Source organism: Paenibacillus spongiae, from assembly GCF_024734895.1.
Lineage (GTDB): Bacteria > Bacillota > Bacilli > Paenibacillales > Paenibacillaceae > Paenibacillus_Z > Paenibacillus_Z spongiae.
This window is the reverse complement of record NZ_CP091430.1, coordinates 3,344,277-3,363,144: the sequence shown is the minus strand read 5'-3', so window position 1 is coordinate 3,363,144 and position 18,868 is coordinate 3,344,277. Positions and strand designations below refer to the sequence as shown.

Annotated in this window: 24 protein-coding genes; 2 read left to right on the top strand and 22 right to left on the bottom strand. The window is 45.5% G+C overall.

Annotation, left to right across the window (positions count from 1 at the left end; all coding sequences use genetic code 11):
- Nucleotides 1–189: 189 nt before the first annotated feature.
- Nucleotides 190–1,302, top strand: a complete 1,113-nt coding sequence (hisC, locus tag L1F29_RS15410; protein ID WP_258389182.1) for a histidinol-phosphate transaminase — start codon at nt 190–192, stop codon at nt 1,300–1,302.
- 46 nt (nt 1,303–1,348) lie between these two features.
- Nucleotides 1,349–2,206, top strand: coding sequence for a dihydrodipicolinate synthase family protein (locus L1F29_RS15405; protein WP_258389181.1), 858 nt, complete (start codon nt 1,349–1,351; stop codon nt 2,204–2,206).
- Between the two features lie 528 nt (nt 2,207–2,734).
- Here the strand turns inward: L1F29_RS15405 and L1F29_RS34415 are convergent.
- The 22 genes from L1F29_RS34415 to alr form a co-directional block, all read right to left on the bottom strand.
- Entirely contained in the window at nt 2,735–2,968 is a 234-nt protein-coding gene (locus L1F29_RS34415) for a zinc ribbon domain-containing protein (protein ID WP_373876545.1), read from the bottom strand.
- A gap of 227 nt (nt 2,969–3,195) precedes the next feature.
- Entirely contained in the window at nt 3,196–3,405 is a 210-nt protein-coding gene (locus L1F29_RS15400; protein ID WP_258389180.1) for a hypothetical protein, read from the bottom strand.
- On the bottom strand, nt 3,405–4,571 hold the full coding sequence (locus L1F29_RS15395) for an ArsA family ATPase (RefSeq protein WP_258389179.1): 1,167 nt from the start codon (nt 4,569–4,571) through the stop codon (nt 3,405–3,407). The genes L1F29_RS15400 and L1F29_RS15395 overlap by 1 nt, the downstream gene beginning before the upstream one ends.
- 86 nt (nt 4,572–4,657) lie before the next feature.
- On the bottom strand, nt 4,658–5,143 hold the full coding sequence (locus tag L1F29_RS15390; protein WP_258389178.1) for a MarR family winged helix-turn-helix transcriptional regulator: 486 nt from the start codon (nt 5,141–5,143) through the stop codon (nt 4,658–4,660).
- A gap of 305 nt (nt 5,144–5,448) precedes the next feature.
- On the bottom strand, nt 5,449–5,763 hold the full coding sequence (locus L1F29_RS15385; protein ID WP_258389177.1) for a GNAT family N-acetyltransferase: 315 nt from the start codon (nt 5,761–5,763) through the stop codon (nt 5,449–5,451).
- 135 nt (nt 5,764–5,898) lie between these two features.
- Entirely contained in the window at nt 5,899–7,140 is a 1,242-nt protein-coding gene (locus L1F29_RS15380) for an MFS transporter (protein ID WP_258389176.1), read from the bottom strand.
- Between the two features lie 68 nt (nt 7,141–7,208).
- Nucleotides 7,209–7,880: a nucleotidyltransferase domain-containing protein gene (locus tag L1F29_RS15375; RefSeq protein ID WP_258389175.1), complete on the bottom strand. Its 672-nt coding sequence runs from the start codon at nt 7,878–7,880 to the stop codon at nt 7,209–7,211.
- A 109-nt stretch (nt 7,881–7,989) separates the two neighbouring features.
- Complete coding sequence (locus L1F29_RS15370; RefSeq protein WP_258389174.1) at nt 7,990–9,156, bottom strand: purple acid phosphatase family protein; 1,167 nt, start codon at nt 9,154–9,156, stop codon at nt 7,990–7,992.
- An 865-nt stretch (nt 9,157–10,021) separates the two neighbouring features.
- Nucleotides 10,022–10,468, bottom strand: coding sequence for a GNAT family N-acetyltransferase (locus L1F29_RS15365; protein WP_258389695.1), 447 nt, complete (start codon nt 10,466–10,468; stop codon nt 10,022–10,024).
- Between the two features lie 36 nt (nt 10,469–10,504).
- The gene (locus L1F29_RS15360) at nt 10,505–11,041 is read right to left on the bottom strand and encodes a GNAT family N-acetyltransferase (protein ID WP_258389173.1); all 537 of its coding nucleotides are present in this window, start codon (nt 11,039–11,041) and stop codon (nt 10,505–10,507) included.
- A 41-nt stretch (nt 11,042–11,082) separates the two neighbouring features.
- Nucleotides 11,083–11,649 (bottom strand): phosphotransferase family protein, encoded by a 567-nt coding sequence (locus L1F29_RS15355; protein WP_258389172.1) that lies wholly within the window; start codon nt 11,647–11,649, stop codon nt 11,083–11,085.
- 40 nt (nt 11,650–11,689) lie between these two features.
- A complete protein-coding gene (locus tag L1F29_RS15350) occupies nt 11,690–12,766 on the bottom strand; it encodes an RNA-guided endonuclease TnpB family protein (protein WP_258389694.1) in 1,077 nt (358 codons plus the stop codon).
- A 208-nt stretch (nt 12,767–12,974) separates the two neighbouring features.
- Nucleotides 12,975–13,334 carry a phosphotransferase gene (locus L1F29_RS15345; RefSeq protein WP_258389171.1) on the bottom strand — a complete coding sequence of 120 codons (360 nt, stop codon included), beginning with the start codon at nt 13,332–13,334 and terminating at the stop codon, nt 12,975–12,977.
- Between the two features lie 57 nt (nt 13,335–13,391).
- Nucleotides 13,392–13,811 (bottom strand): GTP pyrophosphokinase, encoded by a 420-nt coding sequence (locus L1F29_RS15340; protein ID WP_373876510.1) that lies wholly within the window; start codon nt 13,809–13,811, stop codon nt 13,392–13,394.
- A 60-nt stretch (nt 13,812–13,871) separates the two neighbouring features.
- Nucleotides 13,872–14,228, bottom strand: a complete 357-nt coding sequence (locus L1F29_RS15335) for a VOC family protein (RefSeq protein WP_258389169.1) — start codon at nt 14,226–14,228, stop codon at nt 13,872–13,874.
- Nucleotides 14,229–14,237: 9 nt separating this feature from the next.
- Complete coding sequence (locus tag L1F29_RS15330; protein WP_258389168.1) at nt 14,238–14,576, bottom strand: HIT domain-containing protein; 339 nt, start codon at nt 14,574–14,576, stop codon at nt 14,238–14,240.
- 34 nt (nt 14,577–14,610) lie between these two features.
- Nucleotides 14,611–15,009, bottom strand: a complete 399-nt coding sequence (locus L1F29_RS15325) for a GNAT family N-acetyltransferase (protein WP_258389167.1) — start codon at nt 15,007–15,009, stop codon at nt 14,611–14,613.
- 143 nt (nt 15,010–15,152) lie between these two features.
- Nucleotides 15,153–15,701: a GrpB family protein gene (locus tag L1F29_RS15320; RefSeq protein WP_258389166.1), complete on the bottom strand. Its 549-nt coding sequence runs from the start codon at nt 15,699–15,701 to the stop codon at nt 15,153–15,155.
- 100 nt (nt 15,702–15,801) lie between these two features.
- On the bottom strand, nt 15,802–16,461 hold the full coding sequence (locus tag L1F29_RS15315; RefSeq protein ID WP_258389165.1) for an HAD family hydrolase: 660 nt from the start codon (nt 16,459–16,461) through the stop codon (nt 15,802–15,804).
- A gap of 96 nt (nt 16,462–16,557) precedes the next feature.
- Entirely contained in the window at nt 16,558–17,139 is a 582-nt protein-coding gene (locus L1F29_RS15310; protein ID WP_258389164.1) for a hypothetical protein, read from the bottom strand.
- 27 nt (nt 17,140–17,166) lie between these two features.
- Nucleotides 17,167–17,595, bottom strand: a complete 429-nt coding sequence (locus tag L1F29_RS15305; protein WP_258389163.1) for a hypothetical protein — start codon at nt 17,593–17,595, stop codon at nt 17,167–17,169.
- Between the two features lie 142 nt (nt 17,596–17,737).
- Nucleotides 17,738–18,868: an alanine racemase gene (alr, locus tag L1F29_RS15300; RefSeq protein ID WP_258389162.1), complete on the bottom strand. Its 1,131-nt coding sequence runs from the start codon at nt 18,866–18,868 to the stop codon at nt 17,738–17,740.

Below are 18,868 nucleotides of genomic sequence, written 5' to 3'. Positions count from 1 at the left end.
TATTCCGAATATAACGGTTATGCCTGACCGCGTAACCATCCATTCGTCGGCTTTTGCGCACCAGCCGGTTCTCTCAGCCGGAAGCGGCTTGGTCAAAAGCATGCAGGATTGGAGGGTTACTTTTCGGCCGAAACCCCTTATATTCATCCCAAACCATTATTATTCTTGATATAGAAGCGGGGATGAACCATGGAAATTAAGTTTAATGTCAAAGCGCGTGAAACGCTTCAGCATTTGACTCCGTATACACCAGGAAAGCCCATTTGGGAGCTTCAAGCCGAGCTAGGGTTGCCGAATATTATCAAGCTCGCTTCAAACGAGAATCCGCTTGGACCATCGCCCCGAGCACTTGATGCTATTGCAGGCTCGTTGCATGATCTTCATCGCTATCCGGATGCAAGCACTTCCCGCCTAAGGCAGTCTCTGGCAGCTAAGCTGGAGCTGAGTCCCGATCAATTCATCATCAGTAACGGCGGAGATGAACTGATTACCCTTCTATCCGAAACATTCCTTGAGACCGGCGACGAAGTGATTATATGCACGCCATCATTTAGCGAATATGAATTCGGAGCGCATTTGATGGGAGCAACGGTCGTACAGGTGCCTCTTGGCGAGAATTTTCAATTCGATATAGATGCCATTGTCGGAGCTGTGAATGAGCTCACCAAGCTGCTTTGTCTCTGTTCACCGAACAATCCGACCGGCACCTATTTGCCTAGAGGGATTCTGCACCATCTGCTGGACGTATTGCCCAAGCATATCGTCGTACTTATGGATGCCGCATATAGCCAATTTGCCACCGCATCAGACTATACAGACGGACTGGAGTTCGTCCGGGCCGGATATCCGGTCATCGTGCTGCAAACCTTCTCTAAACTATACGGTCTGGCCGGTATAAGGGTCGGATACGGCGCTGCTCCCGAGACGATTATCCGGCAAATTGCCAAGGTCAAAGAACCGTTCAACGTGAATGCACTAGCTCAAGCTGCGGCTGCAGCCGCACTTTACGATACGGAACACGTGCGCTTGACACTAGAGGCAAATAACCGCGGCAAGCTTCAACTTTATCAAGGTTTTCAAGAGTTGGGACTGTCCTGCGTGGAAAGCATGAGCAACTTTGTTCTGGTGGATATTGGACCGGATGCCAAACGGGTATACGAAACACTGCTAGCCAGAGGCATTATTGTACGCTTCGGGGGAATTTGGAACCTGCCGCACTATCTTCGTATTTCTGTGGGGACCAGGGAGGAAAATGCAGCTTTACTGAAGGAAATCGCCTCGATTATGAATCAAGCGGAGTAGAAGCATCTTAGAATAATCGCATCTTGAGAGATTGGAGTTGACAGCTGTGCTTACAGAACAGACTTTACACGGCGTTATCGTACCCGTGATTACGCCTTTTGACCGCCGCGGAAATTTGGATGTAAAATCATTTGAGGGTCTTGTTACGCATTTGGTGGACAATGGCGTTCATGGTCTCGTCGTAAACGGGATGACCGGTGAAGCCGCGATTTTGAAAGTCAACGAGCTGGAAACTCTGATCACCACCGCACGCAAAGCGGCAAGACGCATACCAGTGATCGTTGGGATCGGTTCAAGCAGCACCTCAACGGCCGTTCGCAGAACCGCGTGGGTGAAATCGCTTGGGGCGGATGCCGTGCTTGCTTATGGCCCCTACTATAGTCGTCCTTCACAGCAGCGTATCATTCAACATTTTCAAGCATTGGCCGAAGCCGAGCTTCCGGTAATTGCGGTTGATCATACGAGCCGTACGAGAACATCCATGGAGCTGGAGACGGTACAAGCCATTATGAAGATGGACCATGTTATTGGACTGAACGAATGCATCGACGATATTACGCGAACCTACAAGCTTGCCAGGTCGATGACCAAGCCCGTCTTGTGCGGTGAAGACGAGCTGTTCTTCGCTTCGCTATGCGGCGGCGGGAAAGGCGGGATCTTGACTAGCGCGAATCTGGACAGCGAGCTATTCGTGCAAGTCTACGAGCTGTACCGGGATACCAAAGTCGAAGAAGCCAATCAGCTGTTCAACCAACTGCTGCCTCTTATTCAATTCGCGTTCTCGGAACCGAATCATGCGTCCTTGAAGTGGCTTCTAACGGAGCGGGGGCATATCGTTTCGGACCGGCTGCGTATTCCGATGACATCGTTTAATCATCAGTCGTCCAATAAAGTCTTGCTTTGATCCATATCATTACAGTGAATTGCAAAGAACAAGCCAGCCAGCATGAGCTTAAGAAGCACATGCTGGCTGGCTTGTTCTTTGTGGCTACAAAAAAATATAGTCGAAGTATTTTCTTCCACTTTTTATTAGAGGCTAGGAATCTCTAGTGGCTCGCTTGTAATAAGTTCTATAAGCGGTTTAGTATAGGAATCAAATACATCTCATCACGGATAGATTTCCATGCGATCTCTATGATATCTTCATTCCCTGTAATGGCAGGGTCTGTCCCCTCAGTACCGCCGACGATCTTCGCAATGTACGTGTATTTCTTGCCATGGAATTGTAATTGCTTCACGACTTCAACATCGAGTAAAATTTCTACATACTAGATATTGCGAATATCGCATTCCACACTACTACTCCCCTTCACATACCAGGAATAGTGACATGCTCCCACCACTTATAGAAGTGGGGGCTTCCCAGGACATACCTAATAACTTAGATATCATTACTGGGCTATCTCCGCCTGCCCGGCGGTTCTCTATTCATCTATGTCATGCCTAGCATTCTAATCCCTTCGGCCCGTATGTTTCCGGCAGCATCTTCATCCCTCTGATGGGGGGTACCACAACCCTCACAGACCCAAACCCGATCCTTAAGTGTCAGTTCCGTGTTGATCGTACCACACGTTCTGCAAAGCTTGCTCGAAGGATACCATTTATCGATCCGAACAAGCGACTTACCACGTTCGGCCAGTTTATACCCAAGGAACGCTCTGAACATGCCATTCCCGTTATCCATCGTTGCCTACAGAGCTAGGCTACCGATCAATGTCGGTAGCCTAGTCTTAATTGGAGATTGAACTGTCGTTCCCGTTAGATCAATGACATGTGGTACGGTTCCCCGCGCTGTTTGGAACGAGAATTTACTTTCCTGAATAATTCTACTTTATCTTCCGGAGTCAATAATTTTTTGGGGGGTTCTGTTAGCGAGACGCAAGGGGGCAGCCGTCAGTCGATCGAGATCGGCTTGACCGCGCTTTCTTCGCGAGCGGGCGGCTGCTCCGCGGTATATGCCTTCGTCGCGGCATGAAGGCTGCGCAAAAACCTGCCGCCCGCTTCCTGCGCCAGCGAACGCAGAGGTTCGGGTAGTTCGGCGATCGACGTTTGCGCCATCCGAATTTTCCATTCCATGGCTTGCACGAGTGCTTTCTCGTCCATTACGATCCGCTCCCCAATCGTATTTTCAACGTGTCTTGCTCGAATTTGGCCCCTTTAACGGACAACCCCTGCAGCGTTCGCGGCAGGCCGATCGTTCGCTTGGCGCTGCCGACTTTCACGATCAGCTCGTCGAACTTCTGGTTCAGGGATAAATCGTTTTTGTCGGTGAAGGGCATGTAAATGCTGTACACGTATTCGTCTCCGACTTTTTGCACCTGCTGCGTGCGGACGTTGTACTTGATTTCGACCGGATCGTCAGGAAACAGGTCTTCTCCCATCCGCGACAGCATCTCGATGCCGACAAGCTCCTGTTCGTAAAGCGGCGCATGGTAGATCGGGATCGGTGCGAAGCTTTCCTCGATCATTTCTTGATAACGTTTCTGGACTTCCTTCCAAGCTTTGAAATAGTCGTCGGATACGCGATCGGGAATGACGCGGTTGACGATCACAGCGTCCACGTTGTAATCGTAAATATTCAGGTAGGTAAAGCTGCGCTGCGCTTCTTTGATGACCATTTTCTCCGGATTGACGACGATGCGAATGCTGGTCGTTTCCCGATCGGCAATAATTTGCCGGATTTCCTCCAACTGATGGTAAATGTTTTCGATTTCGTCGACGACCGCGTTTGAGGGCATGGGAATGCCGAGCAGTGGACTCGCCACGGGACGCAACACTTTCAGCGCGGCTTTTTTGATCGGAAACAGCTTCTCCATCCACCAGCGCATGACGTCCGGGTAACTGAGCAAAGCCAGCGTTTCGCCTGTCGGCGCACAATCGACGACGATGACGTCAAACGCATTCTCCTTATGGTAACGCGCTATTCTCATCAAGCTTAACAGATCTTCCATGCCGGGCAGCACCGTCAATTCTTCCGTCGTAATGTCCTTCACGGCTTTGGAGGTGAGGAGGGTAGTAATATACTGCTGCACTTTGCCCCAGCCTTGCTCGAGTTCGTGAATCGTGTCGATTTCCTGTGCCCATAAGTTCGGCCGGATTTCGATCGGCTCGGGGGACAGTTTCATGTCGAACGAATCACCCAAGCTATGTGCGGGATCGGTGCTGATCACCAGCGTTTTCAATCCCTGATCCGAGCTCTTGAGCGCCGTAGCCGCCGCTGCGCTCGTTTTGCCGACGCCGCCTTTCCCCGTATACAAAATGATTCTCATTGCGCTTCCTCCCATACTTCAGTTTATGAATATTTCGAATGTCGAAATATTGAGCGAATAGAAAGCCCACCAAGTGGGCCGAAGCGTTACTCGATTTCGATTTTGCGGACGGAGCCGTCGTCCTGCCCGCGCGATGCAGGATCGACCGGACTTGCGCCGAGCGCGCCGATGATCTTGGCAGCAATCGTCAACAGAACCGTCTTCTCCTCCTCGGTCAATGCGCGATCGATTTTCTCTAGGTAAAAGGTCAGCCGGTCTTTGAATGCTTCCACGAGCGCACTGCCATTCTCGGATAGGCGAATGACGACGATTCTGCGGTCCGACTCGCTGCGGTCCCGGCGGATTAGCCCGTTTTTGACGAGACGGTCGACGATGCCGGATGCCGTGCTCATAGGGACGCTGAGGTGCTCGGCGATCTGACTCATCATGATCTCGCCGTGCCGGTCAAGCGCCAGCAAAGCGAACAGTTCCGATTTCGAGAGCGCGAGATCGAAGTCGATCCATTCTTCCGGAAACATCAGTTTGCGCATATGCGCGAAGACCAAGTCCAGAAGACGGTTAAGCTCCAACATTGATTCCTCCTGCGAATATTTCGATATCCGAAATATAATTATACCTTCATAATATACTGCATTGTAAAATATGTCAAGCGCGGACAGCTAAGAGGCGCGGGATTTATTCAGAAGTTGGCGGTTCGAATAACGGATGAACGGTTCGACTTCACCTTCATTATTGTCTCGATGATCGCACTAACGGTCACGATCGTCCTTGCGTTAAACCACAATAGGAATAGTTTTGTCAGTCGATGCATCTACGAGCCTGTGTATATCCCGATGTAAAATCCGGAGGTTGTTGAATTTATCGCTACCTCCGTTTTTCATGCATACCCCTGTCCTCTTGCCGATGGCAGCAGATTGTAACATATTTCGGTTTCGTACAAATCATCATGCTCACCTGCCCCGACAGCGCCCAACACATGGCCATGAACCTTATCGAAAATCCCGAAACAAACGATACCATTAATAATATCCATTGCTTCGTAATTGGAGATCTGCCATTTCAGAAATCCGACGGCATTCTCCCTTTGCATCTGCCAACCTGGTACTTCCGGGATTTGAAGCAGCTTCTCGAATTCGGTTAAATCCGCTTCCACAAAGGGTCTGATCGTGAGTCGATCTGTTGTAATCTGCATGTTTGGCCTGCCTCATCCCTAAGTAGAATTATTCATAGTTGATATTTTACAAGATCGAAATAGCGGACACACGATTCATCCCCAAACAAAGCGCCGCGGAGATGAAACGTGCGATAATTCTCGTTTTATCGCAGACTACGGTTTCACTTCTACCTCTGGAGCAGGCGCGCCGGCCTTGATCAATACATTGTTACCTAACATAAAGAGGCTCTGAACCACCATCAGCAGTCCGGTTCCGATAAGCAGCCATTCGATTCGGATGATATCCGCTAAAGGTCCAAACACAAGCATCCCGAGCGGCATCATACTGCTGGCGATCATACTGAATACGCCAAAGACTCTGCCCAAATAGCTCTCCTCGACCTTCTGCTGCAGCATGACAGTCGATGGCGTGTTAAAGAACGGCATGGTCAAACCCGAGAACGCCATGACAAGCAAATAAATCCAGAATATCGGAATTAGTCCTAGCGCGAACGTACAAATTCCGATTGCAAAGCTGGATAATACCATGGTGTGCACCTTATTCTTGAAGCCGCCCCAGGAAGCCATGATGATTCCACCCGCCATCATGCCGATCGAGAACGTCATCTCGATGGCCGTCAAGCGCCATACGTCATTGCCGAAACTGCGCGTGACCTGTAACGGTGTTAGGAATGCAACCGGTGTGGCCAATATCATGAAGACGGCGGAAAATATAAAGAATGTCTTCACGTAAGCATGATCTTTAATATACACGAAGCCTTTCTTCATATCTTCGAAATAGCTGAGATCTTGCTTTTGTAATGCTTTGGCATGAGCCGGTACTTTTAAGTAGAAGAGCAGGATCAACACTGCAATCGCTGCTGTAATCACATCGATGAAGAAGATGGATTCGATGGAAGCCAGCGTTAGCAGGGCTCCGCTCAGCATCGGCGACACCAGCATGACGAGCGATTGTATGCTGCTGTAAGTCGCATTTACTTTCGTAAGCTTATCGCCCGGCACAAGCTGCGGAAGAAAGGAGCTGACTGCAGGCGTCTGGATACCTGTTCCGAGTGCTCGAATGGCAGACACAACAAACAGCAGCCAAATGGCATCGTAACCCATTAGAAACAATATCGCTAATAGTAGCGTTGACAGTGCGATCGAAGAGTCGGATATCATGATTAGCTTCTTCCGGTTATACCGGTCAGCCCATACACCGGCGAATGGAGAAAGAAAGAAGGTCGGCAGAAAACCGCAAATGATGGATATCGTCATCATAACACCGGACTGCGTATTTATCGTGATGTACCACATGATCGCATATTGAACGAGGGACGATCCGAAGAGCGATACGGTTTGGCTAACCAAGAAAAGCGTGACATTCCTTTTCCAATTCATATTCGTTTCCAACATGATCTCTCCAATCCGAACGGCTAGCTCATACTAAGATTACCATTCCTTCTGTAATCCGCCTAAAGGACTTAACACATAATCGCAAAGCGTCTGACATTCGATTCTCTATTTGAACCTAAACACTCTTGCAAATTGACAGCCAATACCGGGTCTCGTTCCCGCAAGGTTCGGATGAGATACTTCGGCTTCACAGCCCACCAATTTTGAATGATAAAATGCGCCTCTATGCAATCCTGAACAAGCGTGTTCCTGAGCCAGATCGAACTCCATTCGTCGTGCGCATCCTTATAATTATTCCATAGTTCGATTATTTTACGTTTCATTCGGATCAATTCTTCTGGAGCTGCTGGCGTCGGACCTGCTTCGTAATACCTCTTCGCTTCGTCCTGAAGCTCCTTCCACTTACTAGTGAGGGTTCGTTTACTCCAAAGGCATATACCGGCTGCCAGCATCGTTGTTATGGTCCCAATATTGCCCTTTCTCTCAAAGGACCTTATTACTTCCTCATACCACGTCCAAGGAGCAATCATGATTTGTACATCATAGTCTTTATAGGTGCTGTTCACCCGTTTGAATGAAGGAAATTGGCCGATATAACAGAGATCAATATCACTGTGAGCAGTCGCCATTCCTGTTGCCTGCGATCCGCATAGTATGATTGCTTCCAAGCTGGAATGTTGTTCTATTTCAATCTTGATATAGTCATCGAGAACTTCTTTTACTTTACGGTCGATTAGCATCTTGTTTTCCTCGGTTCTTCCATTATTATACACGAGAGGATACGAAGGGTAAGAACCTTGCAGCTTGATAACGGGGATACACATTCAAACCTGCGTTGGTGGTTTGCATTTACAGAAATTCTTTTCTGCCGTTCGTTCCTTTCCTTATCTTCAGGGCATCAAAAAGTCTGCCTTCTTCGTCGATGGCACGCAATTCCAGAAGATTCGAAGTCACAACTACCTGCACGAAATGAGGAACCGCCAAAGATTGCGAAGTATGCCATTCCCGCTTCGGAAGGAACCAATCCGGCATCGCCCCTGCTCCACCCGCCACGATATAGACGATACCGTCATTCTCATCGATCTGGCCTCCACGGATCGGATGACTTCGCTCATATACAATCGTATGGGAGTTAAATACGACATCCACTCCATACTGTTCCAAGACAGGGCTTAGTTTCCTAAGCTCTTCTACCTGATAACCGCCTGATATATAAGGAGGATAATGAAAAAAGACGATTTTCCACGCTGCAGAGGTCGCCTCCAGATCTTGAACCAAGAAATCATATTGCGCGTTCCCCGAGCTTATCTCCCCTGCGCTATTCGGATAATGTTCAGGTTTAATAAAATCAGTACTGTCGAGGCAAATGAAATGGACATCGCCGTAATCGAACGAATAATAGTTCTTTGGTGGATCGTAAGCAAAAAAATCATAATACCAAGAAGCATTGCGTTCGTGATTTCCTAGACAGCTATAGAACGGCGTATTTATTATGAAGTCCTTACCAGGACGGAAGAAGTACTTTTCCCAGTCATCATAATTTTGCCCATCATTGACGAGATCACCGACAAATAAGGTTAGGTCTGGTCTATAGCGCTGCATCTGATGAAAAATGTTTCTATTAATCCGGCCATTCGACTGGTCGAAGCCGCTGTACCCACCGGTTTCACTTGTCACCGTAAACGAAAATGGTTCGCCCTTCCGCACGGCCGTCTTAAGCGGATGTGGGCCGGATTCGATTTCACCTTTCTCGCATGCGGAGTATATGTTGTAAAAGTAGATCGTACTCGGCTCCAGATTTTTCACCGTAAGTTGGTGGATTGTACAATAGCCTTTATTAGAAACGGTTGACACGACATGCTCCGGTTTCTTGTAATTTCCCTGATAGCCACTATGTATTCGTTCCGCCATTAAGACATCCGCTCTCGATGAAGCCTGCTCTGATGTCTCCCACATAATCGTCATGGAATCCTCAGTTGGCCATTGCAAATAGGGTCCTTTCACAATCGTAAGCATATTCTAATCTCCTGCCTTTCATCTTAATCACTTATGCTCTTGTATGGTGCATAAGCCACCTTCCAAACAATTCCAAGCATTGTAGTATACCGACTGGTAAAGCTTGCAGGCGATTAAGATACATTAATCCTTCGTCTCTTCGGCCGATTCACTAATTTCCTTCTTGCTGGGTAAATCTTTCTCATCAAATTCACGCTTGGATAGCTCTAATTCATGCATTAATTGATTGAGTTCCTGGTCATTCTTAGGTTTATTACGAGCACGTTTTTCTGTAAATTTGCTTATCTTGTCATTTATTCGAAGGAGAAGTACTGCAAGGAGTGAGAAATTAAATATTAGTAATCCTGGAATTCCGGTGAAAATCGAGAGTAAGATGTTAATCAGGATGAATAAAAGGAAAATGAATAGATACGCTATAATAACAATCACCTCAACAAACAAAGTCTCATCTATTTCCGAACCCCATATCCACTACCTTCACCTGGAAGCATATACCATTTTTTGGGTTAATGGTATCACGATTTGTATAAAAAAACGCGCCGCGGCGTCGAAGAAGTGCTTCTTCGCGCTTATGCAGGCGCGTCTCCTTTAATAGAGTAAGCGATTGCGGCTGAGATGCCCTTGGAATAAAAGCCCAAACATCTAGCTTATTCCTTTTCTTTTCTCTTCTGATCCCTCTCCATCGCTTCCTTCACATTGTCTCGTTTCGGTAATTTACTACTAATATCGAATAGTTGGATAATTATGATAACAAGTAGTATTGCAATTAGAATCAACATCATCGATCCCCCCTAGTGGCCACGTTCCTTGGAATCATAATGTCCGATAAAATCGTTCAACGGCTTGCAGCAAATCGCCGCGCAGCTTAAATCTTCAAAAAATAATGAAAAAATTCCGTATCCTTCTCGTAGCCGTTCTTTTCATACAGTTTTTGTGCAATGTCATTCGTCATGGCTGTTTCTAATGCAATGCCTTTTGCTTGTGTTTGTACCCCATACATTCTGGCAGCCTCAAGAAGCAATTTAGCCGCACCGCGACTTCGATAGGCTTCTCGAACAAATAAATCATTTAGAATCCATGTTCGCTTCATGGATATCGACGAAAAAGAGGGATACAACTGACAGAAACCGATTGCATGATTTTCACTCCTATCCATAACAAGAAATAGGACCGACTCCCGGTTCTCCATACGATCCCCAATGAATTTCTTGGCTCCGTCTAGATCTGAATCTTGTCCATAGAAGACTCTATATTCGTCAAATAAGCTTGCTGCTTCATCAATATTCTCGTTCGTTGAGAGTGTAATATACAAGGATGTATTCATGCTGTTTTTCCTTTCTTCTTTTATCTATAATTGTTTAATTAAGCTTACTCGAATAACTTCATCCCAAATCGGTCCTCGTCTAACTTCCTTGTATCCCAGCTTCGAATTAAGCTCAATAACATGTAGATTTTGTTCTTCCGTATGCGTATAGATCAAATGGATATCGTGGCTACTTGCTATATCTTCAAGGGTTTGCTTTAATTCCGTCGCAATGCCCAATCTTCGATGATTAGGATCCACCCATAATTGAAAGATCTCTATAAAACGTCCATCTACCTGAAATAATCGACGATCTAATTCATGGAATATAGTCTTCCATGGATACACGGCATCCCTATTGACGATGGAATACATTAAGAGTCCAAGTCGCTTCTTACTGTTCTTGTCCTCATAAATGAATACCCCGCGATCTTTATCGGTGATAAATTTCATAATTTTCGTGCGATGGTCAAATAAATCTTCTTCAGACAGCTCAGCTGCTGTAGTTGAAGTAATGCCTTCATCCTTAAGGTCTACTTGAATCAGCAGATTAAGGTCCGAAAGATCCGCTTGTCGGATCATGAGCTCACCTCCGTTTGTTTCCAATTAGGCAAGTTTAATATCTAAAGTAATGCTTCATCCAAGTACTTATTCTTTTTGAGGATTGTTCTAACGGTTGAAATTGTGTTATTCCGTCTTGGAAGATTGGCAATTCTGTTAAGCAGAATCCATCGCAGACAAGCTATGGCCTCAAACTTTTCCAGCTCATCCGATGTGTACGTATTGTTCATTAAAAATACGGAGCGGTAATAGGAACTGTTCTTTTCACTTACATAAATCCACATTAGTATGATCGACCATGCCATATCGTATCTTGGATCGCCAAGCTGGACATTCGTCCAATCGATAATCGTATATCTCCCATCGCATTCAAGGATATTGCCCAAATTATAATCCCCATGAATTAGACATTTTTGTTCCATTCCCGAACTTCCGACGAGCCAGTTCAATATTTCTTGTATATCTCGCTGATTCTCAATTCCAGGGAAGAAATAGTTTATAAAATCATATCTGGGTATTGTCAGATCATCAGCACTATCCAACGGAAACTTATGAATCTCCAGTGACATGCTCCCACCACTTATAGAAGTGGGGGCTTCCCAGGACATACCTAATAACCTAGATATCATTACTGGGCTATCTCCGCCTGCCCGGCGGTTCTCTATTCATCTATGCCATGCCTAACAATCGAATCCCTTCAGCCCGTATGTTTCCGGCAGCATTTTCATCCCTCTGATGGAGCATACCACAACCCTCACAGACCCAGACTCGATCCTTAAGTGTCAGTTCCGTGTTGATCGTACCACACGTTCTGCAAAGCTTGCTCGAAGGATACCATTTATCAATCCGAACAAGCGACTTACCACGTTCGGCCAGTTTATACCCAAGGAACGCTCTGAACATGCCGTTTCCGTTATCCATCGTTGCTTTTCCGAGAGATAAGGTTCGGGACATTACTTTCATGTTCAGATCTTCCACAACGACTGCATCCCAAGCTTCAGCCAGCTGCCGACTCTCTTTGTGCAGGAAATCTTTCCGCTGGTTGGATACTTTCTCATGGAGACGGGCTACCCGAAGTTTTTGCTTCTTCCAGTTCGACCCACCCTTTTCCCTTCTGGAGAGGACTCTCTGTGCTCGCTTCAGCTGAACTTCCATCTGACGCAGATATCTCGGATAGTTTGCGGATGTGCCGGTGTGGTCGATATATAACGTCTTTGAACTATAATCCAGGCCTAGTACTTTTTCACGATGGGGGATCGTATGTTCGATGTCTGCCGCATACTCGGTCAGGATCGAAATGTGGTATTTCCCATTTGAATTGCGGCTGATCGTTGCCGATTTGATGACATGTCCATCCGGAATTTGCCGGTGGAGCTTGATTCGGATCATACCAAGTTTAGGGATACGGACATGCTTCCCGTCTGCTGCGATTCGAACCGTCCCCTTCTGATTATTGGTTGTGTAGCTCTGCACCGGGTTTTTCCGACTCTTGAACTTCGGATACCCCATGTGCTTGTCACGAAAGAAGTTCCGGAAGGCGGTCTTCAGGTTTAGCTCCGCATTGCACAAGGCAAGGCTGTCCACTTCTCGCAGCCAGTCGAACTCCATCTTGAACGATGCCGGTGTCCGATACCTCTGCTGCTTCAGTTGCTGTTTATCTGCTCTATAACATTCGTACTTGACTTGACGTTCAGCCAGCATCCGATTGTAGAGAAACCGAACACAGCCGAATGTTTTACGAATCATCGTCTCTTGCTCTGTTGTGGGATAGATTCTGAACCGATAAGCCTTATTCACGTAATCACCCCCTTAATCGATTATACCACAAAAAAAGGAATGTACGTTCGCATATTTGTCGGTAAACAGAATACTAAAAGCACCAATTCATCCCCCACCTACACGCTCACTACGTGAGTTAGGAAGTTTAGAGGTGGGGGACTTCTCGGATTTCAGGTTAAATATTGGCAACTTCGGTAAGCTTTAGTTTACTCACTTTGTTGATCGGCGTACCATCATAACTCGTTAATAATACTTGATTTCTGTGTTCGTCAATTCCCCAGCCATATTGCTTGGAAACGGCTATTCCTAGAGCATACAATTCCTCTAACAGCTTATACTGACGTGATATATCCGGCTTCGAATCCCGGTTCCATACTTTCAATAAGAACTTATCTTCCGGCGTACTGACTTGAAATACATCTGCCTCTAGTCCAGAATCGATTGGAGATACGCTCTTCAGGACATCTTCTACTAACAATGATAGGAGATCTTTACTTTTGTCCTTCCACAGGATAGTTGAAATCAAATCATTCATCTACCTCTCACGGGGAATGACCCTTCTAAGTCAGGTATGGGCCAAGGTCGTATGGAATTAAGTATTCTCCAAAATTTCAATTGCTTTTCTATATTTTTCAAGTCTCTCATAGTCATGCTGAGTTGGTTCTTTGATTCTTAATAGATCCATATTTACTTTTATATCTGCTATCTTGACTTTTCTTGCTATTTGATTGCTCAGTGTTTTTTCAATGAATTCTTCATAACGATCATCTTCTGATTTCGTTAATAAACTTATCGCTTCAATGATTTCTTCAGAGAATCCCTGTTCTCTTAAATGTTGAAGTGTTACATCACTATCTTCGATAACATCATGCAATACGGCAACAATCCTCTCTTCCATCGTACCCACTCTGTTCATGACGGCAATTGGATGCAAAATATATGGATTTCCACCTTTATCTCGTTGGCCTTTATGCGTGTGAAGAGCAATTGATATTGCTAACTCGATATCCAAGCCGCTCATCTCCGATCTAAGAATTATAGCTCGCAACAGACGCGCAGCAGTAAATGCTTATTATGCGTATTGAGACATCATCAGCATGTTTCCTTCACAGTCTTTAAAACAAAAGCTCTTATGATCTCCGAAGACTTCAATTGAATAAACTTCTGCCCCATTGTTCACTAATGTTTGATATGCATGATCAATATCGTCTGTTTGAAATGAGAACACAGCTCTCGATATAGGTGTCAGATCATAAACTTTAAATAGATGCATGACATACTGACCTTCTATGGCTAGCTCTGCAAAATCATCGAAATGATGCTCTGCAAGTTGAAGTCCAAGGTTATCGCAATACCATGTACTAGCTCTTCTCAAGTCTTGTGCATATAACATCACACCGTTTAGTTTGGCTCCAATTAATGGTTTCATTAGTATCCCTCACTCTTCGTTTCTCCTCTCGCCACTTACAACATGCCAGTGAAAATGCTTCGAATCCTGATATGTTCCCAAGTTTGTAATGATCTTGGCCGATCCAGTTTTCAACATCATATCCGAGGCGACTCTTTTAATCACTTTCATGAGTTCCAGCAGAAGATGATCGTTATTTTCTTCCTCTTCAGAAACTAGAGATTGTACATGAATCTTAGGAATGACTACAATATGATGTTCATAAGAAGGTCTCGTGTGGTGGTATGCCAGAACGATATCAGTCTCCATCACTTTCATCACTTCTGTTCTTCCATTCAGAACTTCATCGCAATAAAAATCTTGACTCATAATTTCCTCCTATTCACAATGGTTATTCAATGGTTTAAGTACCCTCGTTTCCGAGATATCCTTCAAGCCTGTTTCTTATCTCTTTCCATTCTCGATCTATGATTCCATAGATAAAATAATCCATCTTATAATACTTCTTTCTTAGCAGCCCTTCCTTCACCGCTCCTAATCTGGATATCCTTAAAAATCGCGTTGATCCGACATACTCATTGCGTTCTTTATCAAAAACAGCAAACGGATATTGCTCATTTCGTTCCCGGCTTTCTAAAGCCTTCGTAACAAAGCCGTGCATTTCTTGAGTTGTTGTTATTGAGAAAGGATAATTAATCCATATGTCAGGATTTCTTGAACATTCGAATAAAGGTTGGATATGCTCCGTTTCAAGTGGAACTAACTTTACTCGGTTTCCTTCTAAGGCTGAAAATGTGAACAAAATATCCCTCCCTTTGCTCTTCTAATAACCGATTTTTATATCTCACTTGGTAGTATATACCACTTCAGAATGAAAGACATTACACTTTGTTAAAACAAAAAACGCGCCGTGACTTCGTTCGTCTGACGCGCGTCTTATTTGAATCAATACAAATCAGGTTTGCTGGGTTTCCATCCGACCAATTGGCTCCACCTACTGGCTCTTCTCAGAATATCCCATATATAAGGATCTTTCCCTTCAACATAACGTTCTCGATTTTCCTTATATATCTCGCTTAATTCAACCTTCATCCTTGCATATTCTTTTGCTTCGTCATCATGTTCTCTCAAGTAATCTCTGAATAACAGAGACACCTGTTCAGAAAAGCTCCCATGCTCCCTGACATGAATATGGGTTCTTCCCATACCCGCTCCTTCCCTGAAATATCGTTTCGTTAGATCAGGATTATCCGCTCTATAAATGAAACCAGCATGAGAAAGTGAATTCTTAATAGCTTCAAAAGAATCGAAAGACTGAACGGAGACCTGAATATCAATGACAGGTTTTGCGTCCAGCCCGACAACCGATGTAGAACCAATATGATCGATCCGAATTGCAGCTCCTTCAAGAGCGGCAAGAATCCGGCCACCCATAACGAAAAATTCATCTCTCCACTCAGATCGATAGGGCATAATAACGATAGGCTCTGACATATTTTCATCCTTTCTCGAGCGCGCCGCGGAGTCGAATGTCATGCTTCTTGAACAACATCATTGTCCATTGAGCACTTCAAACGCTCATGATTTAATCCCCTCATTTACGGTAACATGTAATTAATTCGTCAAAACCGATTTCTTGTAAAGAGCTCAGGATCAGATCATGTCCTTCGAACGGCAATGCTTTCGTAACCTCATTTGGAGTGACGACGCAATAAATTCCGGCTGCTTTCGCCGCGATTAATCCATTCAACGAATCTTCTATGGCAATGGTTTCCGTTGGTTTGACATTTAATAATTCAATGGCTTTGACGTACAATTCCGGATTAGGCTTAATCTGAGAAACATCATCTTTGGTAACAATATAATCGAAATAATGGAGGATTTCGTGCTTCTCCAGGTAAGGAACGATCCAGCTTCTCGTAGAGCTTGAAGCGATCGCTATACTGAGGCCTTTCAATCTTGCTTCCGAAAGGACGTGTACGACACCATCTCTTAGCTTTACATTATTTATGTATTTTTTATAGTGTTCTTTGGATCGGATTTCAATCTCTTCACGGTTCATTGGTTGATTTAAGCATTGTTCCAAATGCTGGAATGGATTGAAGTGATCGAAGGATGTGCCAATACATTTACTCCATAACTCCAATGGGAGATCGACCCCATATTCTTGATAAATGTCTTTGAATGCGTAATACCACGGCGTCTCGGTATCAATTATGGTCCCATCAAAATCAAATATCAGTGATTTAATCATTTTGCACCTCTTCATCGATTGAATTATGTACGACTTACGCGGCTATACATCACTACGTTTCATAAACTTATTCGGTATTGCAATGCCTTTCCCCTGTTACCTCGGTTTCCAGATCGTCAGACCTTGGTCGTTATTCTTTGAATGCCAATCCATAAACGCTTTATATGTTCTTATGTTGTAGTCAATCACAGCCTCATATATCCGAATGGAAGCAATAGAATCTCCATTCAATCGGATCTGCTCTTTAATCGTAAGAATGGCTTCTCTCGTTGCATCCGTTAGCGCGCGACTCAATGGCTCTACTAAATCTTTTGCACAAGGCCCCGGATGGTCATGTGCCAATAGCCACATATCGATCTTCCATATCGAATCGTCCTCATGCTTATATCTCAATTGAAAATATATGCCCTGATTTTCATTATGAAGATGATTAGAGTATCTTGCTGCAATAACATGGGGATTTCGAACACATTGCTCAAGGACTTGAAATCCGGAAGCTGCATCCGGCCTGTCACAGTATATTTCCATATCAATATCCGGATTGACAATTAAATTATATGCTATTGCCCCAACCAACTTCGGTTCCCCCACAGCGCTCCATAAATGAAGTAAATTTAGATCATGCAATATCTGTTTTGCTATTATTAATTTTTTATCGGCCTGCTGCAAATGATACATTTTACATTCCCCTTTAGCTTCTCATAACTAGGTAAATATCTTTTTGATACAACCACTAACCAAGAGATTATCGTCTTTCTCCTCTAAACTTTTCTTATTTTTACTATAAAACAGATTATTACTGTCGCATGACCTTTCTTCTTTAAACTTATATAAGGCTGCAACATATAACTCTGAATTCCCGTTTCGAAACGGGTCTTTGTCTTGTTCGATACTATCAAGATCTGAGATTTTTAGCGAGTCATATTTATTAATAGCATTCGCGCTGAATTGTATTCGTTCCCAGACATTCGGGAGAGTATCCTGTGGGTGTAATGAGATTACAATGTAAGCAAGGGGCGAGTTGTGCCGACGAAAAACTCGGCGCTTCAGCATACCCTGACGGCTTACCGCTTCTCTTTGCTGGCAGCTCCCTTGCGGGATATTCGGCTGCCTTTGCTCTACGATCGAACGCATCGGTTTCCTCTCTCCTTTCAGATCGGCCCTTCCGCTTTCTGGCGTCCCGTACTTACGTAGCGCCCATGCTACGCGTACAACAAAGGCCCCTCCGCCGTAATGGCGAAGGGGCCTTAAAGCTTCCGTTCGATCAGGTAATCCGTCAGACATAAACCCGCGGCACTCGTTTCCCGATTAAACAAACGACCTCATAATTAATGGTGTCCATCCAGTCGGCCACTTCATCGATGGAAAGTAGCCTGCCACCCGATTGGCCGAACAACGTAACTTCATCGCCAACCTCTACATCGGAGAGTGAAGTTACGTCCAGCATCGTCTGATCCATACAGACCCGGCCGGCGATCGGCACGCGTTGTCCACGCAAGAACACGCTTCCTTTGTTCGAGAGCTTCCGCGACAAACCGTCGGCATAGCCAATCGGAATCGTTGCGATGACGCTGTCCCGTTCGGGCAAGAAGGTGCAACCGTAGCTCACGGGCTGATTGCGGGAAACACGCCTTATCGCAGATAGCCGAGTTTTCAGGCTCATGGCTTGCCGAACGGGGAAATCCTCACGTTGCAGCCTTTTTGCAGGGTGCAGCCCATATAAAGCGATTCCGACCCTCACCATATCCAGATGCATGTCGGGAAAACGCATAGCAGCAGCGCTATTGCAGCAATGCTTGATCGGAATATCGACATTTCTCTGCTTGAATGCTTCGACGAATGCCATGAAAGATTGAAACTGTTTCCGTGTATAACGTTCATCTTCGCCGTCGGCGTCAGCCAAATGCGTGAACAATCCTTCAATCGACGCGTAACGGGAGGAAAGCGCCAGCTCGGCAAGCGCCAACGCTTCCTGAGGCGTCTGTACACCGATTCGGGACATGCCTGTATCGACTTTGATATGAATTCGCGCCGGACGGTTCAGCCGTTCTGAACATAAGATGATTTCTTCCAACACTTCGCGGGAAAATACCGTCATCGTAATATCACGGGCAACCGCCGCTTCAACGGAACGCGGCGGCGTGTAACCGAAAACAAGAATCGGCGTTTGTATGCCAGCTTCCCGTAACCGAAGGGCTTCATCCAGTAAAGCAACGCCCAAATATTCCGCGCCCGCCCCGATAGCGGCATTGGCCGTCTCGACCGCGCCGTGCCCGTAGCCATCGGCTTTCACGACGGCCATAAGGAGACAACCCTGTCGGATATGAGCTTTAAACCATGCGGCATTGTGAGCGATCGCATCCAGTGAAATTTCCGCCCAAGTATCCCTATAGCTTGGCACATGCAT